At 60.3% G+C, this 19,648-nt stretch carries 16 protein-coding genes; 8 read left to right on the top strand and 8 right to left on the bottom strand.

Annotated features, from left to right (window positions below):
- Positions 1-5: 5 nt before the first annotated feature.
- The 7 genes from AC2T9U_RS07565 to pyrR are packed head-to-tail and all read right to left on the bottom strand — an operon-like array spanning position 6 to position 9,488.
- Entirely contained in the window at positions 6-1,025 is a 1,020-nt protein-coding gene (locus tag AC2T9U_RS07565) for a dihydroorotate dehydrogenase (RefSeq protein WP_493695698.1), read from the bottom strand.
- A complete protein-coding gene (locus tag AC2T9U_RS07570) occupies positions 1,025-1,909 on the bottom strand; it encodes a dihydroorotate dehydrogenase electron transfer subunit (protein WP_493695699.1) in 885 nt (294 codons plus the stop codon). The genes AC2T9U_RS07565 and AC2T9U_RS07570 overlap by 1 nt, the downstream gene beginning before the upstream one ends.
- Positions 1,906-5,238 (bottom strand): carbamoyl-phosphate synthase large subunit, encoded by a 3,333-nt coding sequence (gene carB, locus AC2T9U_RS07575; RefSeq protein WP_493695700.1) that lies wholly within the window; start codon positions 5,236-5,238, stop codon positions 1,906-1,908. The genes AC2T9U_RS07570 and carB overlap by 4 nt, the downstream gene beginning before the upstream one ends.
- Positions 5,238-6,548, bottom strand: a complete 1,311-nt coding sequence (carA, locus tag AC2T9U_RS07580; protein WP_493696944.1) for a glutamine-hydrolyzing carbamoyl-phosphate synthase small subunit — start codon at positions 6,546-6,548, stop codon at positions 5,238-5,240. The genes carB and carA overlap by 1 nt, the downstream gene beginning before the upstream one ends.
- A gap of 41 nt (positions 6,549-6,589) precedes the next feature.
- Complete coding sequence (locus AC2T9U_RS07585; RefSeq protein ID WP_493695701.1) at positions 6,590-7,939, bottom strand: dihydroorotase; 1,350 nt, start codon at positions 7,937-7,939, stop codon at positions 6,590-6,592.
- On the bottom strand, positions 7,936-8,892 hold the full coding sequence (locus AC2T9U_RS07590; RefSeq protein WP_208303196.1) for an aspartate carbamoyltransferase catalytic subunit: 957 nt from the start codon (positions 8,890-8,892) through the stop codon (positions 7,936-7,938). The genes AC2T9U_RS07585 and AC2T9U_RS07590 overlap by 4 nt, the downstream gene beginning before the upstream one ends.
- Positions 8,892-9,488: a bifunctional pyr operon transcriptional regulator/uracil phosphoribosyltransferase PyrR gene (gene pyrR, locus AC2T9U_RS07595; protein ID WP_115029785.1), complete on the bottom strand. Its 597-nt coding sequence runs from the start codon at positions 9,486-9,488 to the stop codon at positions 8,892-8,894. Before pyrR ends, AC2T9U_RS07590 begins: the two co-directional genes overlap by 1 nt.
- 87 nt (positions 9,489-9,575) lie before the next feature.
- Here pyrR and AC2T9U_RS07600 point away from each other — a divergent pair, with 87 nt between their 5' ends.
- The 8 genes from AC2T9U_RS07600 (at position 9,576) to buk (ending at position 18,717) form a co-directional block, all read left to right on the top strand.
- The gene (locus AC2T9U_RS07600) at positions 9,576-9,920 is read left to right on the top strand and encodes a GrpB family protein (RefSeq protein WP_493695702.1); all 345 of its coding nucleotides are present in this window, start codon (positions 9,576-9,578) and stop codon (positions 9,918-9,920) included.
- Positions 9,921-10,053: 133 nt separating this feature from the next.
- Positions 10,054-11,739 carry a glucose-6-phosphate isomerase gene (gene pgi / locus AC2T9U_RS07605; RefSeq protein WP_493695703.1) on the top strand — a complete coding sequence of 562 codons (1,686 nt, stop codon included), beginning with the start codon at positions 10,054-10,056 and terminating at the stop codon, positions 11,737-11,739.
- Positions 11,740-11,927: 188 nt separating this feature from the next.
- Positions 11,928-13,040: a pyruvate dehydrogenase (acetyl-transferring) E1 component subunit alpha gene (gene pdhA / locus AC2T9U_RS07610; RefSeq protein ID WP_493695704.1), complete on the top strand. Its 1,113-nt coding sequence runs from the start codon at positions 11,928-11,930 to the stop codon at positions 13,038-13,040.
- Positions 13,041-13,042: 2 nt separating this feature from the next.
- Positions 13,043-14,020 carry an alpha-ketoacid dehydrogenase subunit beta gene (locus tag AC2T9U_RS07615; protein ID WP_208303193.1) on the top strand — a complete coding sequence of 326 codons (978 nt, stop codon included), beginning with the start codon at positions 13,043-13,045 and terminating at the stop codon, positions 14,018-14,020.
- A gap of 9 nt (positions 14,021-14,029) precedes the next feature.
- A complete protein-coding gene (locus tag AC2T9U_RS07620) occupies positions 14,030-15,301 on the top strand; it encodes a dihydrolipoamide acetyltransferase family protein (RefSeq protein ID WP_493695705.1) in 1,272 nt (423 codons plus the stop codon).
- Positions 15,302-15,306: 5 nt separating this feature from the next.
- Positions 15,307-16,719, top strand: a complete 1,413-nt coding sequence (lpdA, locus tag AC2T9U_RS07625) for a dihydrolipoyl dehydrogenase (RefSeq protein WP_493695706.1) — start codon at positions 15,307-15,309, stop codon at positions 16,717-16,719.
- Positions 16,720-16,759: 40 nt separating this feature from the next.
- Positions 16,760-17,659, top strand: a complete 900-nt coding sequence (locus AC2T9U_RS07630; protein WP_493695707.1) for a phosphate acyltransferase — start codon at positions 16,760-16,762, stop codon at positions 17,657-17,659.
- Entirely contained in the window at positions 17,656-18,717 is a 1,062-nt protein-coding gene (gene buk, locus AC2T9U_RS07635) for a butyrate kinase (protein ID WP_493695708.1), read from the top strand. The genes AC2T9U_RS07630 and buk overlap by 4 nt, the downstream gene beginning before the upstream one ends.
- On the opposite strand, the gene AC2T9U_RS07640 is transcribed toward buk, so the two are convergent.
- Positions 18,707-19,642 (bottom strand): LysR family transcriptional regulator, encoded by a 936-nt coding sequence (locus tag AC2T9U_RS07640; RefSeq protein ID WP_181816005.1) that lies wholly within the window; start codon positions 19,640-19,642, stop codon positions 18,707-18,709. The two genes, buk and AC2T9U_RS07640, sit on opposite strands and share 11 nt — an antisense overlap.
- Positions 19,643-19,648: the final 6 nt, after the last annotated feature.

The following is a 19,648-nucleotide window of genomic DNA, read 5'->3' on the forward strand; positions in this document are numbered from 1 at the left end:
ATCAATTACGAAAGCGGAAGAGCGGCGCCAACAACCTCCGAAACCGTCGTGTATCCACGCGCATCCAACTCCGCCGCCAACTCCTCAATCACCCGCACCGGCGCATGAGGGTCATTGAAGACGGCCGTACCGACCTGAACAGCCGCAGCACCCGCAGCAAGGTACTGAAGCGCATCGGCGCCTGTACGCACACCACCGACTCCGATGATGGGACGAGGAGGTATACGGCCATCACGCATGGCATTAGCGACCTGCCACACTGCCCGCACTCCTACTGGGCGCACAGCCGGGCCTGAGAGCCCGCCCGTAACACCAGCCAAGTGGGGACGCATCCGCACCGTATCGATTTCGATACCGAGCAGAGTGTTGATCATGGTCAAGCCGTCGGCGCCAGCGTGCACCACAGAGCGCGCTATCTCAACTAGGTCAGTGACATCGGCACTGAGCTTGACGAACAGCGGAACAGTCTCACCAACGACGCGCCGCACCCGCTCAGTAACCTCGGCAGCAGAAACTGGATCACAAGCGAAGACGAGCCCACGGTTAGCAACATTGGGGCACGAAATGTTCAGCTCAATACCCGCAATCGCTCCAGCGTGCTCACAGGCAAGCAGAGTCTGGGCTACCTGCGCGTACTCACGGGCATCATTGCCGCCAACCGACACCAACGCCCGTGCTCCCACTGAGGCAAGCCAAGCAAGATCTTTCTCACAAAACGCTTCAATGCCCGGGCCCTGCAAACCAATCGAGTTGAGCATGCCTGAAGGAGTCTCAGCCATGCGCGGTGTTCCCCGCCCCGAACGCGGGTCAGCAAGGACTGTCTTGGTGACAAACGCCCCCAGTGCGGAGACGTCGAAGAAGTTGTGCAACTCCCGCCCGTTAGAGGCACACCCAGAAGCAGTCATGACCGGGTTCGCAAGCGTCAATGGCCCCAGCTGAGAAGTCAGGTCAACTTCAGTGGCTGCCTCCCGCGCGGCGACCGGTGTCTCATCAACAACCACAGCGTCACGTTTGCGTGAAAACATCAGTGACCTCCATTTCCTGGGGCACCAACCGCATCAGCAGGAACTTGGCAGTACCCGTCATTCCACGCATCCCAACGAACCCGATCCCCGCGGAAAGTGGGCCCTTCCACGCAGCTACGCACCATCCGCGTCAACCCATCGGACCCAGTCACCGGCATCGTGCAGGTCATGCACACACCGATACCGCACGCCATGGCCTCTTCCACAGAGACCTGCGCGATCACACCCATCTCGCCAGCAACCCGCGTCACCGACTCAAGCATGCCCATCGGGCCACAGGCGTACACCACCGACGCATCACTACGGCGAATAACCTCAGGAAGTGGATCAGAAACCCACCCCTGCTGCCCACGAGAACCATCGTCCGTGACGATGGTGACGCCATCGGCATATCGTTCAGCCTTATCCGCTCCGAACAGACGGTCATTCGTGGCCGCGCCGAGAATGAACTCGACATGACAACCGCGCTCGCGCAGCGCCGCCGCCAACCAAAACAGCGGCGCACTGCCATAACCGCCACCAACAAGCACACAATTGACCCGCTCACGCGGCAACGGGAACGCCCTACCGAGCGGACCAACCAAATCCACGTACGAACCAACCTCCAGGTTGGCCAACCAGTCCGTGCCCTTACCCGCGGGGGAAACAACAATGTCCAGAATGTCTTCTTCAGAACGATCCGCAGCAGGACTGACCGCATGAAGGGCAAAAGAACGACGCAGCAACGCGCCACTCATCTGCCCACCCACAGTGATACCAACGAACTGCCCAGGCTTAGCCAGATCGGGCAAGCCTGGCGCAGTGAACGTCATGTACTGGTAATGACCCGCTGGTCTCGTCGCTACCAGTCGAGCCTCGACGTGAACCGTGCGTCGCGCACTCATGCGCGCTCCTCTCTTACCGGCTGAGCCTGATTCAGCTTCACCGCGTGCTCCTGGATAGACCCGATCGTGATCGAGTCAGCCATCAGGGCCTCCATGCCTTGCACTGCCGCACCGAGCTGCTGCACCGTCGTAATGATAGGGAGCCCTTGACTCGTAGCTGCCGTGCGGATCGTGTACCCATCCGCCCGAGCCTTACCGCTGCCAGGGGTGTTCACGACCATGTCGACGTTACCCGCCAAGATCTCCTCCACGACTGTTGGCTCGCCGCCAGGTCCACGACCCTCACTGTGTTTACGAACGGGTTCGGTGGGGATTCCGTTCCGTCGCAACACTTGCGCCGTTCCCTCAGTAGCAAGAAGTGAGAAGCCCATCTCATGAAGGCGTTTGATCGGGAAAATCATGGCACGCTTATCCCGATCAGCCACCGAAACGAAAACCCTACCCGCAGTAGGCAGTCCCGCGAGCGCCCCCATCTGTGTTTTAGCGAACGCGGCGCCGTACGTGGCATCAATTCCCATGACTTCACCAGTCGAACGCATCTCCGGCCCGAGCACAGAGTCAACAACTCGACCTTGGGCGGTGCGGAACCGTTTGAATGGCAAGATGGCTTCTTTAACTGACAGCGGCGCATTGGCGGTGAGGGTGGATCCATCCCCTACCTGTGGGAGCATTCCCTCTTCACGCAGCTGTTGAATAGTGGCGCCCAACATAATTCGGGAAGCAGCTGCTGCCAGCGGGACCCCTGTGGCCTTAGCGACGAAAGGAACCGTGCGACTAGCGCGAGGGTTGGCTTCTAGCACGTAGAGGATGTCTTGGGTCAACGCGAACTGCACGTTCAACAGGCCGTGTACACCGATGCCTTCTCCCAACAGTCGAGTGGACTCTCGGATACGTTCGATTTCGCTAGGACCTAGCGTAATCGGCGGCAACACGCAGGCAGAGTCACCGGAGTGGATTCCGGCTTCTTCGATGTGCTCCATCACGCCGCCGAGATACATTTCGTGCCCATCGAAAAGCGCATCAACGTCTATCTCGATTGCGTCATCGAGGAACCTGTCAATAAGGACAGGATGCTCGGTGTCAGTGAACGTGGCACGGTCGACGTACTCAATCAGGGTCGGGTCGTCATACACCACCTGCATACCGCGACCACCCAGGACATAGCTTGGACGAACCAAAACCGGATATCCAATACCCGCAGCGATCTCCACGGCTTGGCCTGAGCTGTAGGCGATGCCGTTGCTCGGCGCGGGCAGCCCTGCTGCCTCCAAAACCCGCCCGAACGCCCCCCTGTCTTCAGCGAGGTCGATAGCTTCTGGTGAGGTACCAACAATCGGTACTCCCTCAGCTTTGAGCGCAGCCGCCAACCCCAGTGGGGTTTGTCCACCCAGTTGAACGACCACTCCAGCTACCGGGCCAGCCTGGCGTTCGGTGTGGATGATTTCGAGGACATCTTCGAGAGTGAGCGGTTCGAAATACAGCCGCGACGAGGTGTCGTAGTCCGTGGAGACGGTCTCGGGGTTGCAGTTGACCATGACCGTGTCGAATCCGGCATCCCGCAACGCGAAACTGGCGTGCACGCAGCTGTAGTCGAACTCGATTCCCTGACCGATTCGGTTTGGGCCCGACCCGAGAATAATTACCGCCGGTTGTTCACGGGGGGCGATTTCCGTTTCGCAGTCGTAGGTGGAGTAGTAGTACGGCGTACTGGCAGCAAATTCTGCCGCACAAGTGTCGACTGTTTTGTATACCGGGCGTACTCCCAGGGCATGACGCACCCCCCGCACCACTGCTTCATCAGTGCTGAGGATTTCGGCGAGCTGGGCGTCAGAAAATCCATGACGTTTCGCCAACCGGAGAATCTGCGGGTCGATGGTGCCGCTGCTATTTTGGCTACGCGCCACCTGATCAGCTACCGCGTTGAGCAGCGCGATCTGGTCAAGGAACCACGGGTCAATCTTGGTTGCCTCGAATACCTCTTCAACACTGACTCCGGCGCGCAGAGCCTGTTGGACCAGTTCGATACGGCCATCGCGAGGGATCGCCGCCTGTTCCAGTAGGCACATGGCCTGTTCCCGAGAAGGAATTGTGCCCGGGCGCCAATGGAACCCTGCCCCTTGGCGTTCAGTGGAACGCAGCGCCTTTTGCAGTGCCTCGGTGAAGTTACGGCCCAAGCTCATCGCTTCGCCGACAGATTTCATCGTGGTGGTGAGAACGTCTTCGGCATCGGGGAATTTCTCGAAAGCGAAACGCGGCACCTTAACGACCACGTAATCGAGTGTCGGCTCAAAACTAGCCGGAGTTTTCTCCGTGATGTCGTTAGGCACCTCATCGAGGGTGTACCCGATCGCCATCTTCGCGGCGATTTTCGCGATCGGGAATCCCGTGGCTTTAGAAGCCAACGCTGAAGACCGTGAAACACGCGGGTTCATCTCAATCACGATGATTCGCCCATCAACGGGGTTCACCGCGAACTGGATGTTGCAGCCACCGGTATCAACACCGACCTCACGAATGACGGCGATACCAATGTCACGCATGCGTTGGTATTCGCGGTCAGTGAGGGTCAGCGCGGGAGCAACAGTGATGGAGTCACCTGTGTGCACCCCGACTGGGTCGACGTTCTCGATTGAGCACACCACGACGACGTTGTCAGCGTGGTCACGCATGACCTCGAGTTCGTATTCTTTCCAGCCCAGGATGGACTCTTCGAGAAGGACCTCGGTGGTGGGTGAGTCATCCAAACCAGCCCCAGCGATGCGGCGTAAGTCTTCTTCGTTGTAAGCGAAGCCTGACCCCAGTCCACCCATGGTGAAGGAAGGCCTAACAACGAGGGGGTAGCCGAGTTGCTCTGCACCTGCAAGGACTTCGTCCATGGTGTGGCAGATGAGTGACGCCGCGGACTCGGCACCGACTTTTTCGACCACACTTTTGAACAGCTCACGGTTTTCCCCGAGCTGGATAGCTTCTACGTTCGCCCCGATCAAGGAGCAGCCGTATGTGTCGAGGACGCCGTTTTCGTGCAAAGCAATAGCTGCATTGAGCGCGGTTTGCCCACCGAGAGTAGCCAGGATCGCATCTGGCTGCTCTTTGGCGATGATGCGTTCGAGAATGCTCGGTTCGATGGGTTCGATGTATGTGGCATCAGCGATGTCCGGGTCAGTCATAATCGTGGCCGGGTTGCTGTTAACCAAGATCACGCGCAGCCCTTCAGCGCGCAGCACCCGGCACGCCTGTGTACCGGAGTAGTCAAATTCGGCGGCCTGCCCGATAACAATCGGCCCAGAACCAATGACGAGAACGGAATTGATGTCATCACGTTTGGGCATCAGTGACCCTTTCCTTCCGTGGTGGTCGCTGCTGCCTGGCCAGCCTCACCGGCGCTCAGGTGATGAGGCTGCTGATGTACGCCCTCTTTGATCTGGGCGATAAGGGGATCAATGATCCTGGTCTCGGCGGCTACTTCTTCGACACCGTGCACCTGCCCCATGAGAGCGATGAACTGGTCAAAAACATATTGGCTGTCGTGGGGCCCAGCAGCTGCCTCGGGATGGAACTGCACGGAGAACGCTGGGATATCCAAGCATTGCAGCCCCTCGACAACATTGTCGTTAAGGCCCACGTGAGAAACCCGGACACGACCGTAGGAAGCATTCGCCGCAGCGGTAACGTCCTCATCAATCGGGGCATCAACAGCGAAACCATGGTTTTGTGCAGTGATATTGACCTTGCCGGTAGCGCACACCTTCACCGGCTGGTTGAGGCCACGGTGACCAAACCGCAGCTTGTAGGTACTGAACCCAAGAGCCCGGCCCAGGATTTGGTTACCGAAACAGATCCCGAAGTAGGGAATGCGGTGGCGCAAAACCTGTTGGAGAAGATCGACCTGGTGGTCTGCGGTGGCGGGGTCTCCCGGACCGTTAGAAAAGAACACACCATCGGGGCCATGCTCGGTGTGAACACCGCGCACAGACATCACATCATCGAAAGTTGCGCTCGCAGGCAGCACAACAACTTTCACGCCACGCCGCGTGAAGTTACGGATGCTCATGTCTTTGATACCCAAATCCACAAGCGCCACCACAAAGGCAGGTTCACCTTCGGGAAAGTACTCCACGGCTGCTGCGACGGTGACCTCATCGACGAGGGCCGACCCGGCCATCTGCGGCGCAGATCGGACCTGTTCTAGCAGTTCCGTGTCGCTGTGTTCAGCGGCGGTGCCGGAGAAAATACCGACACGCATAGCACCCTGAGTGCGTAAGTGGCGGGTAATCGCTCGGGTGTCGACACCGCAGATACCGACGATTCCTTGCTCACGCAATTCGTCCTCGAGGTGACGTTGGCTACGCCAGTTACTCGGGCGAAGGGCGGCCTCACGGATTACGTATCCAGCCACCCAGATTCGTCGTGATTCGACATCGTGGTCGTTGACGCCGGTGTTGCCGATATGCGGGGCCGTCATCACAACAACTTGCCGGTGATATGAGGGGTCTGTGAGTGTCTCTTGGTAACCGGTCATGCCGGTGTTAAAGACAGCTTCGCCGGTGGTGGATCCAATAGCTCCGTAGGCACGCCCGCGAAAGATCCGGCCGTCTTCGAGAACGAGAACGGCCGGGCTTCGCTGTAATTCAGTGAGAATGGCCGCCCCGGCGTCAAGAGAGAAAGTGGCGGTCTTCTCGCTCACGCGCACCCTCCTCGAGGGGTTACCTGCAGGTCGGCGAGTTCACCGTTGAGGAAGGTAGGCACGCCGCGCAGCAGAGTGTGGCGGACACGGCCACGCAAGGTGCGTCCATGCCACGGGTTGTTACGCGAAATGCTGGCGCTCTCCTCACGGTCAACGGTGTACGTGGCTTGCGGGTCAACCAGCGCGATATTGGCCGGCTCCCCCACTTCCAGGGGGCGGCCTTGATCGGACAGGCCAGCCAAAGCAGCAGGTCGCACAGACATCGACTGGGCAACATCAGCCCATGTCATAGCCCCCGTGTGGACGAGCACGTCACTGACCACAGATAGGGCGGTTTCAAGGCCAAGCATGCCGTTAGCGGCAACCGCGAAGTCATGCTGCTTATCGACCAATGCGTGTGGAGCGTGGTCTGTGCCGACCATATCGATCGTTCCGTCTGCTAGCCCAGCACGCAGCGCTTCAACGTCTTTCATCGACCGCAGCGGCGGGTTCACTTTATAGACGGAGTCATACGACTCAAGCAGATCAGCAGTCAGTGCCAGATGGTGAGGCGTTGCTTCGGCAGTGATGTTGACTCCCTGCGCCTTACCCCACCGGACCAGCTCAACAGCCCCAGCAGTGGACAGGTGGCACACGTGCAGGCGAGCGCCCGCGGACTTAGCGAGCATGATGTCGCGGGCGATAATCGACTCTTCTGCGACTGCGGGCCATCCGGGCAGCCCCAGCCGGCCAGAAACGGGGCCTTCGTCACAGCAGGAAGATCCAGGAGCTAGTCGCGGGTCTTGGCTGTGCTGAGCGATCACGCCATCGAAAGCAGCGACATACTGCAACGCTCGACGCATGATCACCGGGTCAGCGACACATTTACCGTCGTCACTGAACATGGTGACGCCAGCGCGGGAAGAATTCATCAATCCAAGCTCGGCTAGCTCTTCACCGTTGAGTCCTTTAGTGACAGCGCCTACCGGGTGCACGTCACAGTAGGGCGTGGCGACACCGGCGTCGTGGACCCACTCAGCAGCGGCTGCGGTGTCCGTGACCGGGGTGGTGTTGGCCATCGCCATGACGGCGGTGTAGCCACCCACTGCGGCAGCGCGGGTACCAGTGAGAATGGTCTCTGCGTCTTCGCGGCCCGGCTCACGCAGGTGCGTGTGCGGGTCGACGAGGCCAGGAAGAGCGATGAGACCGGTAGCGTCGATGGTCAAGGCGTCAGAGACGTTGGCTGTGCCTGGCTCGGTGATCTGACTGATCACACCGTCGGTGATGACCAAGTCGGCGCTGCGTTCTCCCAGCAGGGAAGCGTTCGTGATAACGACTGTGCGGTTGTTGTTGTTCGTGCTGGTCATCGGGACTCCCCTGCACTCATCTGGTCGCCGGAAAAGATGTGGTAGAGCACGGCCATGCGCACGGAGATACCTGCCGAGACCTGGTCGAGGATGAGGGAGTTCGCTGCGTCAGCGGCCTCCGGTGAGATTTCCAGTCCGCGGTTCATGGGGCCGGGGTGGCAGATCACCGCGTTGTCTTTCATGCGGGCCAGTCGCTCGCGCGTCAGGCCCCACCTGTCGGTGTATTCGTTCTCGGAGGGGAAGAATCCACCGCTCATGCGCTCACGCTGCACACGCAGCATCATGATGGCGTCGGCGTCTTCGACAACCTCATCGAAGTTAGTGGTGCAGGTGAAACCGGGAGTACCCATCACTTCCCAGTCACGGACCCCGTCGGGGAATAGCGTGCCCGGGGCGACCAAGGTGACCCGTGCTCCCAAAGCAGCCAGGCTGTACAGGTTCGAGCGGACCACCCGGCTGTGCAGCAAGTCACCAACGATGGCGACGTGCTTGCCTTCCAAGTCGCCCAAGGCTCGCCGCATCGCGAATGCGTCGAGCAGTGCTTGGGTGGGGTGAGCGTGACGCCCATCACCAGCGTTCAGAACCGGCAGGCCGCTCCATTCCATTGCGAGTTTGGGTGCCCCGGAGACGGAGTGACGAATGACAAACCCATCGACACCCATCGCTTTAAGGGTAAGAACCGTGTCGCGCAGTGACTCGCCTTTGGAAGTAGAGCTGCCCTTGGCGGTGAAAGCCATCGTGTCTGCGGACAGGCGCTTAGCGGCAAGGTCAAAAGACAGCCGCGTACGTGTGGAGTCCTCGAAGAACATGTTGACGATGGTGCGTCCACGCAGTGCCGGAAGTTTTTTCACTTCCCGCTGCTGCACCTGCGCCATCTCCTCGGCAGTGTCGAGGATGGTCGTGATGGTCTGACGGCTTAAACCCTCGGTGTCGAGCAAGTGTGGCAGTTGCATCAGGCCTCGCCTCCGTAGATGCGGACCTCATCGATCCCATCGGTTTCTGAGACCGTCACGGCAACGCGTTCTTTGCTGGAGGTGGGCAGGTTCTTACCAACGATGTCTGCCCGGATGGGTAGCTCACGGTGGCCACGGTCCACCAGGACTGCCAAGCGGACTGCGCGAGGACGCCCCAAGTCATTGAGCGCATCCAGAGCTGCACGGATAGTACGGCCCGAGTAGAGAACGTCGTCTACGAGAACCACGACTTTGTCATCGATACCTCCGGTGGGGATCGATGTGCCCTCTAGGGAGCGAGTCGGGTTGCTGCGCAGATCGTCGCGGTAGAGCGTGATGTCCAGGTTGCCCACTGTGACTGGGCGGCCTTCAACCTCAGTCATCAACGTGGCTAGCCTGCAAGCCAAAGGAACTCCGCGAGTGCGGATACCGAGAACGATGAGGTCCTCACTACCTTTGTTTGCTTCGAGGACTTCGTGGGCCATGCGGCGCAAAGCGCGGGCAATTTCATCTGGCCCAAGAACTGTGCGGAATGTCTCGGCGATAGCCGGATCTGATTCACCCTGTTTCAGGGCATGCTTGTTGTCTGACGCCATGGCGAACAGACCTCCTTACCCGCCTCACGGGACGGTCTTTAAAGGATGTCAGTTAACGGGTTGTCAACGAGGCCACCATACATGTGCATGGGGCATCTCTGGGTGCAAATCACGCCACACACCTGGCGTCACGTCGCAGTCGAGGTCAGGCCTGCTCAGGCTGTGCTAACAGGACGGCGCACGTGGGATCCACGTCCGTGCCAGGCCGCCAAACCTACCCTGGACATCGACATCCTCGTCGCTAGCGACGAGGAGATTCCTGCCGCGATCGACAAGCTGGAAGCAGCCGGGTACACCCACCGCGGTGATCTCGGGGTAACGGGACGAGAAGCCTTCTGGGCGCCGGATGAACAACCACGCCGCAACGTCTACCTCAGCGCGGCAGACCGGCAGGCCATCCTCCTGCTCAATGACCCCGAAGCACTTCAGTAACTTTCCCTGTCCTGCAACTAGGCTGGAGAACGAGAGCAGCCACATCTATGCGCGGCTCACGCCCCCGACCTCTCACACCGTTTCGAGCGGCCGATTGGGCACCGACGAACGAAACGACCGGAAGGTGCACAGCATGACCACCCCCGTTGATGCAACCGCAACCACAGCCTGGGCCGAGCTAACCACGCTCAAGGAAACAGCAACCCCCGACCTACGCGCCTGGTTCGCACACGACCCCAACCGCGCCAAACGCTTCACCTTCCACGCCGCCGACCTACACGTCGACCTATCCAAAAACATCATCACCGACGAAATCCTCACCGCCCTGATCCACCTCGCCGAACAGGTCAACCTCACCGAACGACGCGACGCCATGTTCGCAGGCGAACACATCAACATCACCGAAGACAGAGCAGTCCTACACACCGCCCTACGCGCCCCCGCCACCACCAGCCTCACCGTGGATGGCCAAAACGTCACCGCCGACGTCCATGACACCCTCGAACGCGTCTATGCATTCGCCGACAAAGTCCGTTCCGGTGATTGGAAAGGCGTCACCGGCAAACGCATCGAAACAGTCGTCAACATCGGCATCGGAGGCTCTGACCTCGGCCCCGTCATGGCCTACGAAGCCCTCCTGCCCTATACCCAAAAAGGCCTCACCTGCCGCTTCATCTCCAACATTGACCCCACCGACGGCGCCGAAAAACTCCACGACCTCGACCCCGAAACCACCCTCATCATCGTCGCCTCAAAAACATTCACCACCCTCGAAACCCTCACCAACGCCCGCCTAGCCAAAACCTGGCTCCTTGACACCCTCACCACCAACGGCGCCATCGACGGCTCCGAGAACTCCCGCTCCGAAGCCGTCGCCAAACACTTCGTCGCCGTCTCCACCGCCCTGGACAAAGTCAGCGCCTTCGGGATCGACCCCAACAACGCCTTCGGATTCTGGGACTGGGTCGGCGGCCGCTACTCCGTCGACTCCGCAGTCGGCACCGCCCTAGCCATCGCCCTAGGGCCAGACAACTTCCGTGACTTCCTCGCCGGATTCCACGCCATCGACGAACACTTCCGCACCACCCCCCTAGCCAGCAACGTCCCAGCCCTCATGGGACTGCTGAACATCTGGTACCGCAACTTCCTCGGCGCCAGCACTCACGCCGTCCTTCCCTACGCCCAATACCTCCACCGATTCCCCGCATACCTGCAACAACTCACCATGGAATCCAACGGAAAATCTGTGCGCTGGGATGGCACCCCCGTCACCACCGAAACCGGCGAAGTGTTCTGGGGCGAACCCGGCACCAACGGACAACACGCCTTCTACCAACTCATCCACCAAGGCACCCAACTCATCCCCGCCGACTTCATCGCCGTCGCCACCCCCGCACACCCCCTCAAAGACAGCACCGCTGCAGGCGCAGACGTCCACGAACTCTTCCTCGCCAACTTCTTCGCCCAAACCAAAGCCCTCGCCTTCGGTAAAACCGCCGACGAAGTCCGCGCCGAAGGAACCGCCGAAAACATCGTCCCGGCACGCGTATTCACCGGGAACAAACCCACCACCTCCATCATGGCCCCCGCCCTGACCCCCAGCGTCCTAGGCCAACTCATCGCACTCTACGAACACATCACCTTCACCCAAGGAATCGTCTGGGGCATCGACTCCTTCGACCAATGGGGAGTAGAACTCGGCAAACAACTCGCCACCCAAATCACCCCCGCCGTCGGCGGCGATGCCCAAGCCCTCGCCGACCAAGACTCCTCCACCAAATCCCTCATCGAGTACTACCAAGCCCACCGCAGCAACTAACCCAGCAACCACCACGGCCGGGTAGGCAAGTCCTGAACTCACCTACCCGGCCGCACTCATGCCCACGCCCAGACTCATAGGTACATAAAACACCGCTATAAACTCCTCGCCCCAACCCAGGATCAGCCACATCACCTGCTCATACAGTGCTTGACAAGGTCGCTCGACAAGCAGGAGATGCGCAGCCCATGACAACCACCCACTCCCTGACCAACATCGATTTGGCCCATCTGGTCACCACCTACGCCGAAGACTTCCCCATCATCCAAGTGCTCGACGAAACCGGCACCATCGTCGACCCCCAAGCCGCGCAAAAAATCGACGACAACACCCTCGTGCAGCTCATGAAAGACCTGCAATGGGCCAAAACATTCGACGTGCGCATCACCATGCTCAACCGGCAAGGAACCCTAGCCAACTACGCCCCCGGCGGCGGCCAAGAAGCCAGCCAATTCGCCACACTCGCCGCCCTCGACAAAGGCGACTTCCTCGTCCCCACCTACCGAGACATCGCCCCCCTCATCAAACACGGCCTGCCCATGTGGAAAGCATTCCTCTGGTGGCGCGGACACGTCGAAGGCAACACCTACGAACCCGACTTCCAAGCCTGGACACCCCAAGTCATCGTCGGCGGGTCCATCCCCCACGCCGCCGGAGTAGCCCTAGGAAAAAAGAAAAAAGGCGACAACCACGTTGTCATGGCCTACTGCGGTGACGGAGCCACCTCCCAAGGCGACTTCTACGAAGGACTCAACTTCGCCGGCATCTACAAAGCACCACTGATCGTCGTGGTCCAAAACAACCAATGGGCCATCTCCACCCCCCTGACCCAACAAACCGCCGCCGCCACCATCGCCCAAAAAGGCGTCGCCGCAGGCATCCCCTCCCTACGCATCGACGGCAACGACCCCATCGCCCTCTACCTAGCCGTTAAACAAGCCCGCGAATACGCACTAGCAGGAAACGGGCCCGTCCTCATCGAAGCCCTCACCTACCGCACCGGCGCCCACACCATGTCCGATGACCCCAAACGCTACCGCGAAGACGACGAAGTCGACATGTGGATCTCCCGCAGCGCCGTCACCCGCCTAGCCACCCATCTCACCAGCAAAAACCTCTGGAACGAGGACATGGCCCACCACATCGACGAACAAGTCAAAGCCGAAGTCAAACAAGCCATCACCGACATGGGAAAAATCCCCGCCCAAAAAGTCAGCACCTTCCTGACCAACATGTACGAAAACCCACCCCAGAACATCACCGAACAAATCGCGGTCTACCAAGCCAAGGAGAACAACTGATCATGGCTGAACTGACCCTCGCCCAAGCCATCACCGCCGCCCTAGACCTCAAACTCGCCCAAGACCCCACCACCCTCATCTTCGGCGAAGACGTCGGCCACAACGGCGGCGTTTTCCGCATCACCGACGGCCTCCAAGCCACCTACGGCCAAGACCGCGTATTCAACACCCCCCTCGCCGAATCCGGAATCATGGGCCTGGCCCTCGGCCTCGCCAACGAAGGCTGGCGCCCCCTACCCGAACTCCAATTCGGCGGATTCGTCTTCGAAGCCATGGACGCCATCGCCGGACAAATCGCCCGATTCCGCTACCGCTACGGCGGCACCCGCTCCATGCCCATGGTCATCCGAGCCCCCTTCGGCGGCGGAGTACACACCCCCGAACTGCACTCAGACAACATCGAAGGACTCCTGTCCCACATCCCCGGCCTACGCGTCGTCATCCCCGCCACCGCCTACGACGCCAAAGGCCTCATGATCTCCGCCATCGAAGACAACGACCCCGTCTTTTTCCTCGAACACCTCCGCATGTACCGCACCGTCAAAGGCGAAGTCCCCGACGGCCACTACACCGTCCCCCTAGACAAAGCCAACATCGTGCGTGAAGGCACCGACATCAGCATCATCGCCTACGGCCTCATGGTCCACGAAGCCCTCAACGCAGCAACCACCCTCGCCAACGAAGGCATCAACGCCGAAGTGATCGACCTACGCACCGTCTCCCCCATCGACATGCACACCGTCCTGGAATCAGTAGAAAAAACCCACCGCGCCATCGCCTGCCAAGAAGCACAACGCCAAAGCGGCATCACCGGACAACTCATCAGCGAAATCACCGAACGCGCCTTCATGACACTCGACGCACCCGTTGGCCGAGTCACCGCCCCCGACACCACCTTCCCCTTCGGCATGGCCGAATCCATCTGGATGCCCAACGCCGCCGACATCGTCGAAACGGCCCGCAAAACCGTCCAGTTCTGAGGAGAACCGATGTACCAATTCACCATGCCCGACATCGGCGAAGGCACCCACGAAACCGAAATCACCAAATGGTTCGTCGCCGAAGGCGACACCATCACCGAAGACTCCATCCTCGTCGAAGTCGAATCAGACAAAGTCGTCGCTGAACTGCCCTGCCCCGTCACCGGCACCATCACCAAACTCCACGTACCCCAAGGACAAAAAGCACTCGTCGGCAGCGTCATCGCCGACATCCTCACCAACGACAACACCCCCACCTCAGGAATCCCCACCCCCGCAACCCCCGCAATCACCCCAACCACAACCACGCCCCGACCACCGGCGAGCGCCACCACCAGCAGCGTAGACATACGCACCCTGGCAGTACCCGGAGTGCGCCGCTACGCCCGCTCCAAAGACGTCGACCTGACCTGCATCACCGGAAGTGGAAACCACGGCAAAATCACCCGCGAAGACATCGACGCCTACCTAGCCAACGGTGCCTCCATACAACCAGCCACCCCAGCACCAACCACCAAAGAAAAAAGCACCCCAGCGGCAGAATCGACACCACTGCCCGCCACTGTCAGCAGCGGGCAACGCCGCGAAAAAATGTCCGCAATCCGCAAAGCCGCAGCCCGCGCACTCACCGAAGTAGTGACCACAGTGCCGGTAGTCACCATCCTCGACCGAGTCGAAGTATCCGCACTCGTGGCCCACCGCAACCGGCTCAAAGACACCGCAGCCACCCGCAAAGCAAAACTCACCTACACGCCCTACATCGTTAAAGCATGCGTGGCCATGCTCAAGAAAAACCCCCTCATGAACGGCCGCGTCGACATGGCAGCTGGCGAATTCATCTACTACGACACCTTCAACATCGGTGTCGCCACCAACACCGACCGTGGCCTATTCGTTCCCATCATCAAAGACGCAGACCGAAAATCCCTCTTCGACATCGCCCGAGAAATCACCGAACTCAGCAACCGCGCTAAAGCAGGCACCCTCACCAACGCCGACATGAGTGGCGGATCCATGACAGTCACCAACGTCGGTGGTTTCGCCACCAGCGGCGTGTGGTCCACCCCCATCATCAACGCCCCCGAAGCCGCCATCCTCGGCATCGGCCGCTTCGAGGACGAATTTCTCCCCGACAAAAAAGGCAAACCCGTTCTGCGCCCCGTGTGCAAACTGTCCTTCGCCTTCGATCACCGCCTCATAGACGGGGTCGACGCCCAAAAGGCACTCAATGACCTCAAAGAATTCCTACACAACCCAGACCTCCTCCTCGCCGAAAGCTGAACACCATGGTTGTCGGAGATTTCGCATCAGAAACAGACGTCATCGTCATCGGCTCAGGACCCGGCGGATACGTAGCCGCCATCCGTGCAGCCCAACTCGGTCACAGCGTGGTGTGCGTTGAACGCGACGCCATCGGCGGAGCCTGCCTCAACGTCGGATGCATCCCCTCAAAAGCACTCATCCAAGCCGGGCACCACTACGCAGCCTCACGCACCCCCGACCTTTTCGGTGTCACCAACACCGAAACCACCCTGGACTTCGCAGCCACCCAACGCTGGAAAAACGAACAGGTCGTCGGCAAACTCACCCGCGGTGTGGCTGGACTACTGAAAAAAAACAAAGTCGAAGTGGTCACCGGTGAAGCCCACTTCATCGACGACCACAACATCCGCGTCGTCTTCGACGACGTCTACGGACAGACCTACCGGTTCAAACACTGCATCATCGCTACCGGATCGCGCCCCATCGAAATCAGCAGCGTCCCCTTCGGGCCACGCGTCCTAGACTCCACCGGCGCCCTCAACCTTCCCCAGGTCCCCAACTCCCTCATCATGATTGGCGGAGGCTACATCGGGATGGAACTCGCCAGCGCCTACGCCGACTTCGGCACCAAAGTCACCATCCTTGAAGGCATGGACCGCGTCCTGAACGGCTTCGGCCACGACCTCACCCAACCGGTGACACAACACATGCAAGCCAAAGGCGTCCAGATCATCACCGGCGCTAAAGCCACCGCAAGAAGCGAAAACGACACCTGCGTCACCATCACCTACGAACACAACGGCACCACCACCGAAATCACCGCCGACTACGCCGTCGTCACCGTAGGACGCACCCCCAACACCGACGGCATCGGCCTAGATGCCATCGGCCTGGACATGAACGAGCACGGCCTGATCAACGTCGATAACCAAGGCCGCACCTCATACCCACACATCTTCGCCATCGGCGACGTCGTCGCTGGCGCACCCCTGGCACACAAAGCCAGCTACGAAGCAAAAATCGCCGCCGAAGCGCTCAGCGGCGACGCCAGCGCAGCAGTCGACTACGCCGCCATGCCCACCGTCTGCTACACCACCCCCGAAATCGCCACCGTCGGGCACACCGCAGACACCGCCACCGCCGCAGGCATCGAAACCACCAGCGCAACCTTCCCCCTGGCCGCCAACGGACGAGCCCTATCCATGAACAACCCCACCGGATTCGTCCGACTCATCGCCGAAACCACCACCGGACGCCTCATCGGCGCCCACATGGTCGGCCCCAACGTCTCAGAACTCATCGGCGAAGTCACCCTCGGCATAGAAAACCTCATCACCCTCGAAGACATGGCCCTGACCATCCACGCCCACCCCACCACCACCGAAGCCATCATGGACGCCGCAGAAATCGCGCTAGGGCGCCCCATCCACCAGTAAAAGCCACACACGACACACAACTCACAAGGAGCTTCACCCCGTGTCGATCACAATGAACGACCTCATCAACATCAGCCAAGACAGCACCACTCCCGCCGCCCGCGTCGCCGTCGTCAAAGCAGCCGACGAACACGTTCTCGACAGCATCATCCAAGCCACCCACAAAAACCTCATCCACCCCATCCTCATCGACGAGGCAACCAGCATCGAAAAAACACTCGCCCACCGCCTCACCCCCGACCAATACGACCTCATCGACATCGCCGAGGACACCCACGCCGCCAACGAAGGCGTCCGCCTAGCCCGCACCGGCAACGCCGACGCCCTCATGAAAGGGCACATCTCCACCGGCACATTCCTCAAACCCGTCGTCGACCGAGAAACCGGCATCCGCACCAGCCCCCTGCTATCCCACGTCATGCTCGTCGACAACCCCACCGTCGGACGCATCATCGCCATCACCGACGGCGGCATGGTCACCGTACCCCGCGAAGAAGACATGATGCCCCTGATCAACCACGCCGTCCACATCATGCGACTCCTAGGCCAGCCTCACCCCAAAGTCGCCCTGCTCTCAGCCGCCGAAACCCCCATCCCCCGACTACCCTCCGCCGAACTTCAAACCACCTTCACCACCAACCACGCCACCAACGACATCACCATCGAAGGACCCCTATCCCTGGACCTAGCACTCCTGCCCAGCCACGCAGAAGAAAAAGGCTGGAAAGGTCGCATCCGCGGCGACGCCTCCATTCTCCTCGCCCCCGACATCGTCTCTGGCAACGCCGTAGCCAAATCCCTCAGCATGTTCGGCAACGGAACCATGGCCGGACTCGTCCTAGGCGCCGCCGTACCCATCATCCTCGTCTCACGTAGCTCATCCGCCCAAGAGAAATACCTCTCCATCGCCCTAGCACGCATCCTCGGAGACCACGCATGAAACACATCCTGGCCATCAACCCCGGAGCAACCTCCACCAAAATCGCCGTCTACAACGACACCACCGAACTCTTCCGCGAAGAAATCACCTACAACCCCCACCACTTCGCACACACCACCCACGTCATCGACCAACTCGACACCCGCGCCAACGACATCGAAAAAATCCTGCGCGACCGCGGCGAAAACAACTTCGACGCCGTCGTCGGCCGCGGCGGACTCATCGGCCCCGTCGCCCCCGGCGCCATCACCGTCGACGACACCTTCGAAGACATCGTCCGCAACCGCCCCACCCTCCAACACGCCTCCAACCTCGGCGGCCCCCTCGCCCGCATCATGGCAGCCACCTTCGGTATCCCCCACGCCCCCGCCTACGTCTACGACCCCGTCACCGTCGACGAAATATCCGACGTCGCCCGCATCACCGGCATCGCAGGAATCCACCGCGAAAGCATCGGCCACCACCTCAACATGCGCGCCGTAGCCATCGACCTGGCCAACAAACTCGGCAAGGGCTACCCCAACAGCGACATCATCGTCGTCCACATCGGCGGCGGCAGCTCCGCCAGCGCCCACCAACACGGCACCGTCATCGACTTCATCTCCGACGACGAAATCCAATTCTCCGCCGAACGCTCCGGCGGCCTGCCCCTCAAAACCGTCACCACCCTCCTGAACACCATGAGCGTCGAAGAATTCACCCAACTCGTCCGCTCCCGAGCCGGACTACGCTCCCACGCCGACACCACCGACCTACGCGTCCTCGAAGACCGCATCGACAACGGCGACACCCACGCCGCCCTCATCCTCGAAGCCATGGCATTGAACATCGCCAAAGCAATCGGATGCCTAGCCACCACCATGAAAGGCTTCGTCGACGCCATCATCCTCACCGGAGGCATGGCCCACTCCAACCGACTGTGCACACTCGTCGCCGAACGCACCGCATTCATCGCCCCACTACACCCCTACCCCGGCGAAGCAGAAATGGCCGCCCTCGCTGCCGGAGCCCTACGCGTACTCAACGGCGAAGAACACGCCCACACCCTCACCCCGTAACCTCATCCCCCACCCCCGAGCGCAGCACAGCCGAACGCCCACACTGACGAATCATCGTGACAAACTCATCCACCACCCCATTGCGCTGCGCTGCGCCATGAGTCGCAATACCAATCGGAAAACGGTTTGCCTTATCGTCCAACGGCACCCACGACAACCCCTCAACCACCGACATCTTCTCCACTTCAGAAGGCAACAACGCCACCGCATTCAACGAACGCACCGCATTCAACAGCACCTCCCAACTGTCATCCTGCAACACCACCGCAGGTGTAAACCCCACCTCCGCAGCACGCGAACGCAACACCCGCCCCAACACAAACCGCTCCGACAACGCACAAAACCGCTCCGAACGCAGCTGCGCAAACGTCACCGACTCCCGCCCCGCCAACGGATTATCTGAACGCATCACCGCCGATACCCTGTACGACCCCGCCCCCTCAGGCAAAGACAACACAGTAATCTCCGGCTCCACAATCGGGTGACTCACAATCGCCACATCGATCTCATCAGCCACCAAAGCCTTCTGCAACTGCATCGAACCGCTCTGCACCAACGTCACTTCAACATCGGTGTGCCCCGCAATAAACGCCGAAATCGCCGGCATATGCTGCACCGCAAACAACACCGTCAACCCCACCCGCAGCTGCGGACGCGACTGCTGCCCCATCGCCCGAATCTCATCCACCACCGCATCCACCCGCCGCACAATCTCCGACCCCTCCTCATACAAACGCCGCCCCGCCTCCGTCAGCTCATACCCCGACCCCGGAGTACGAACAAACAACCTCGCCCGCACATCCGTCTCCAACTTCTTCATTGCTACCGTCAACGTCGGCTGAGTGACATACAAATTACGCGCCGCACTCGACAACGACTTGCGCTCACTCACAGCAAGGAAATAGCGCAACTGACGAATATCCACCTGGGC

Source organism: Dermatophilus sp. B7861-1 (assembly GCF_058996045.1).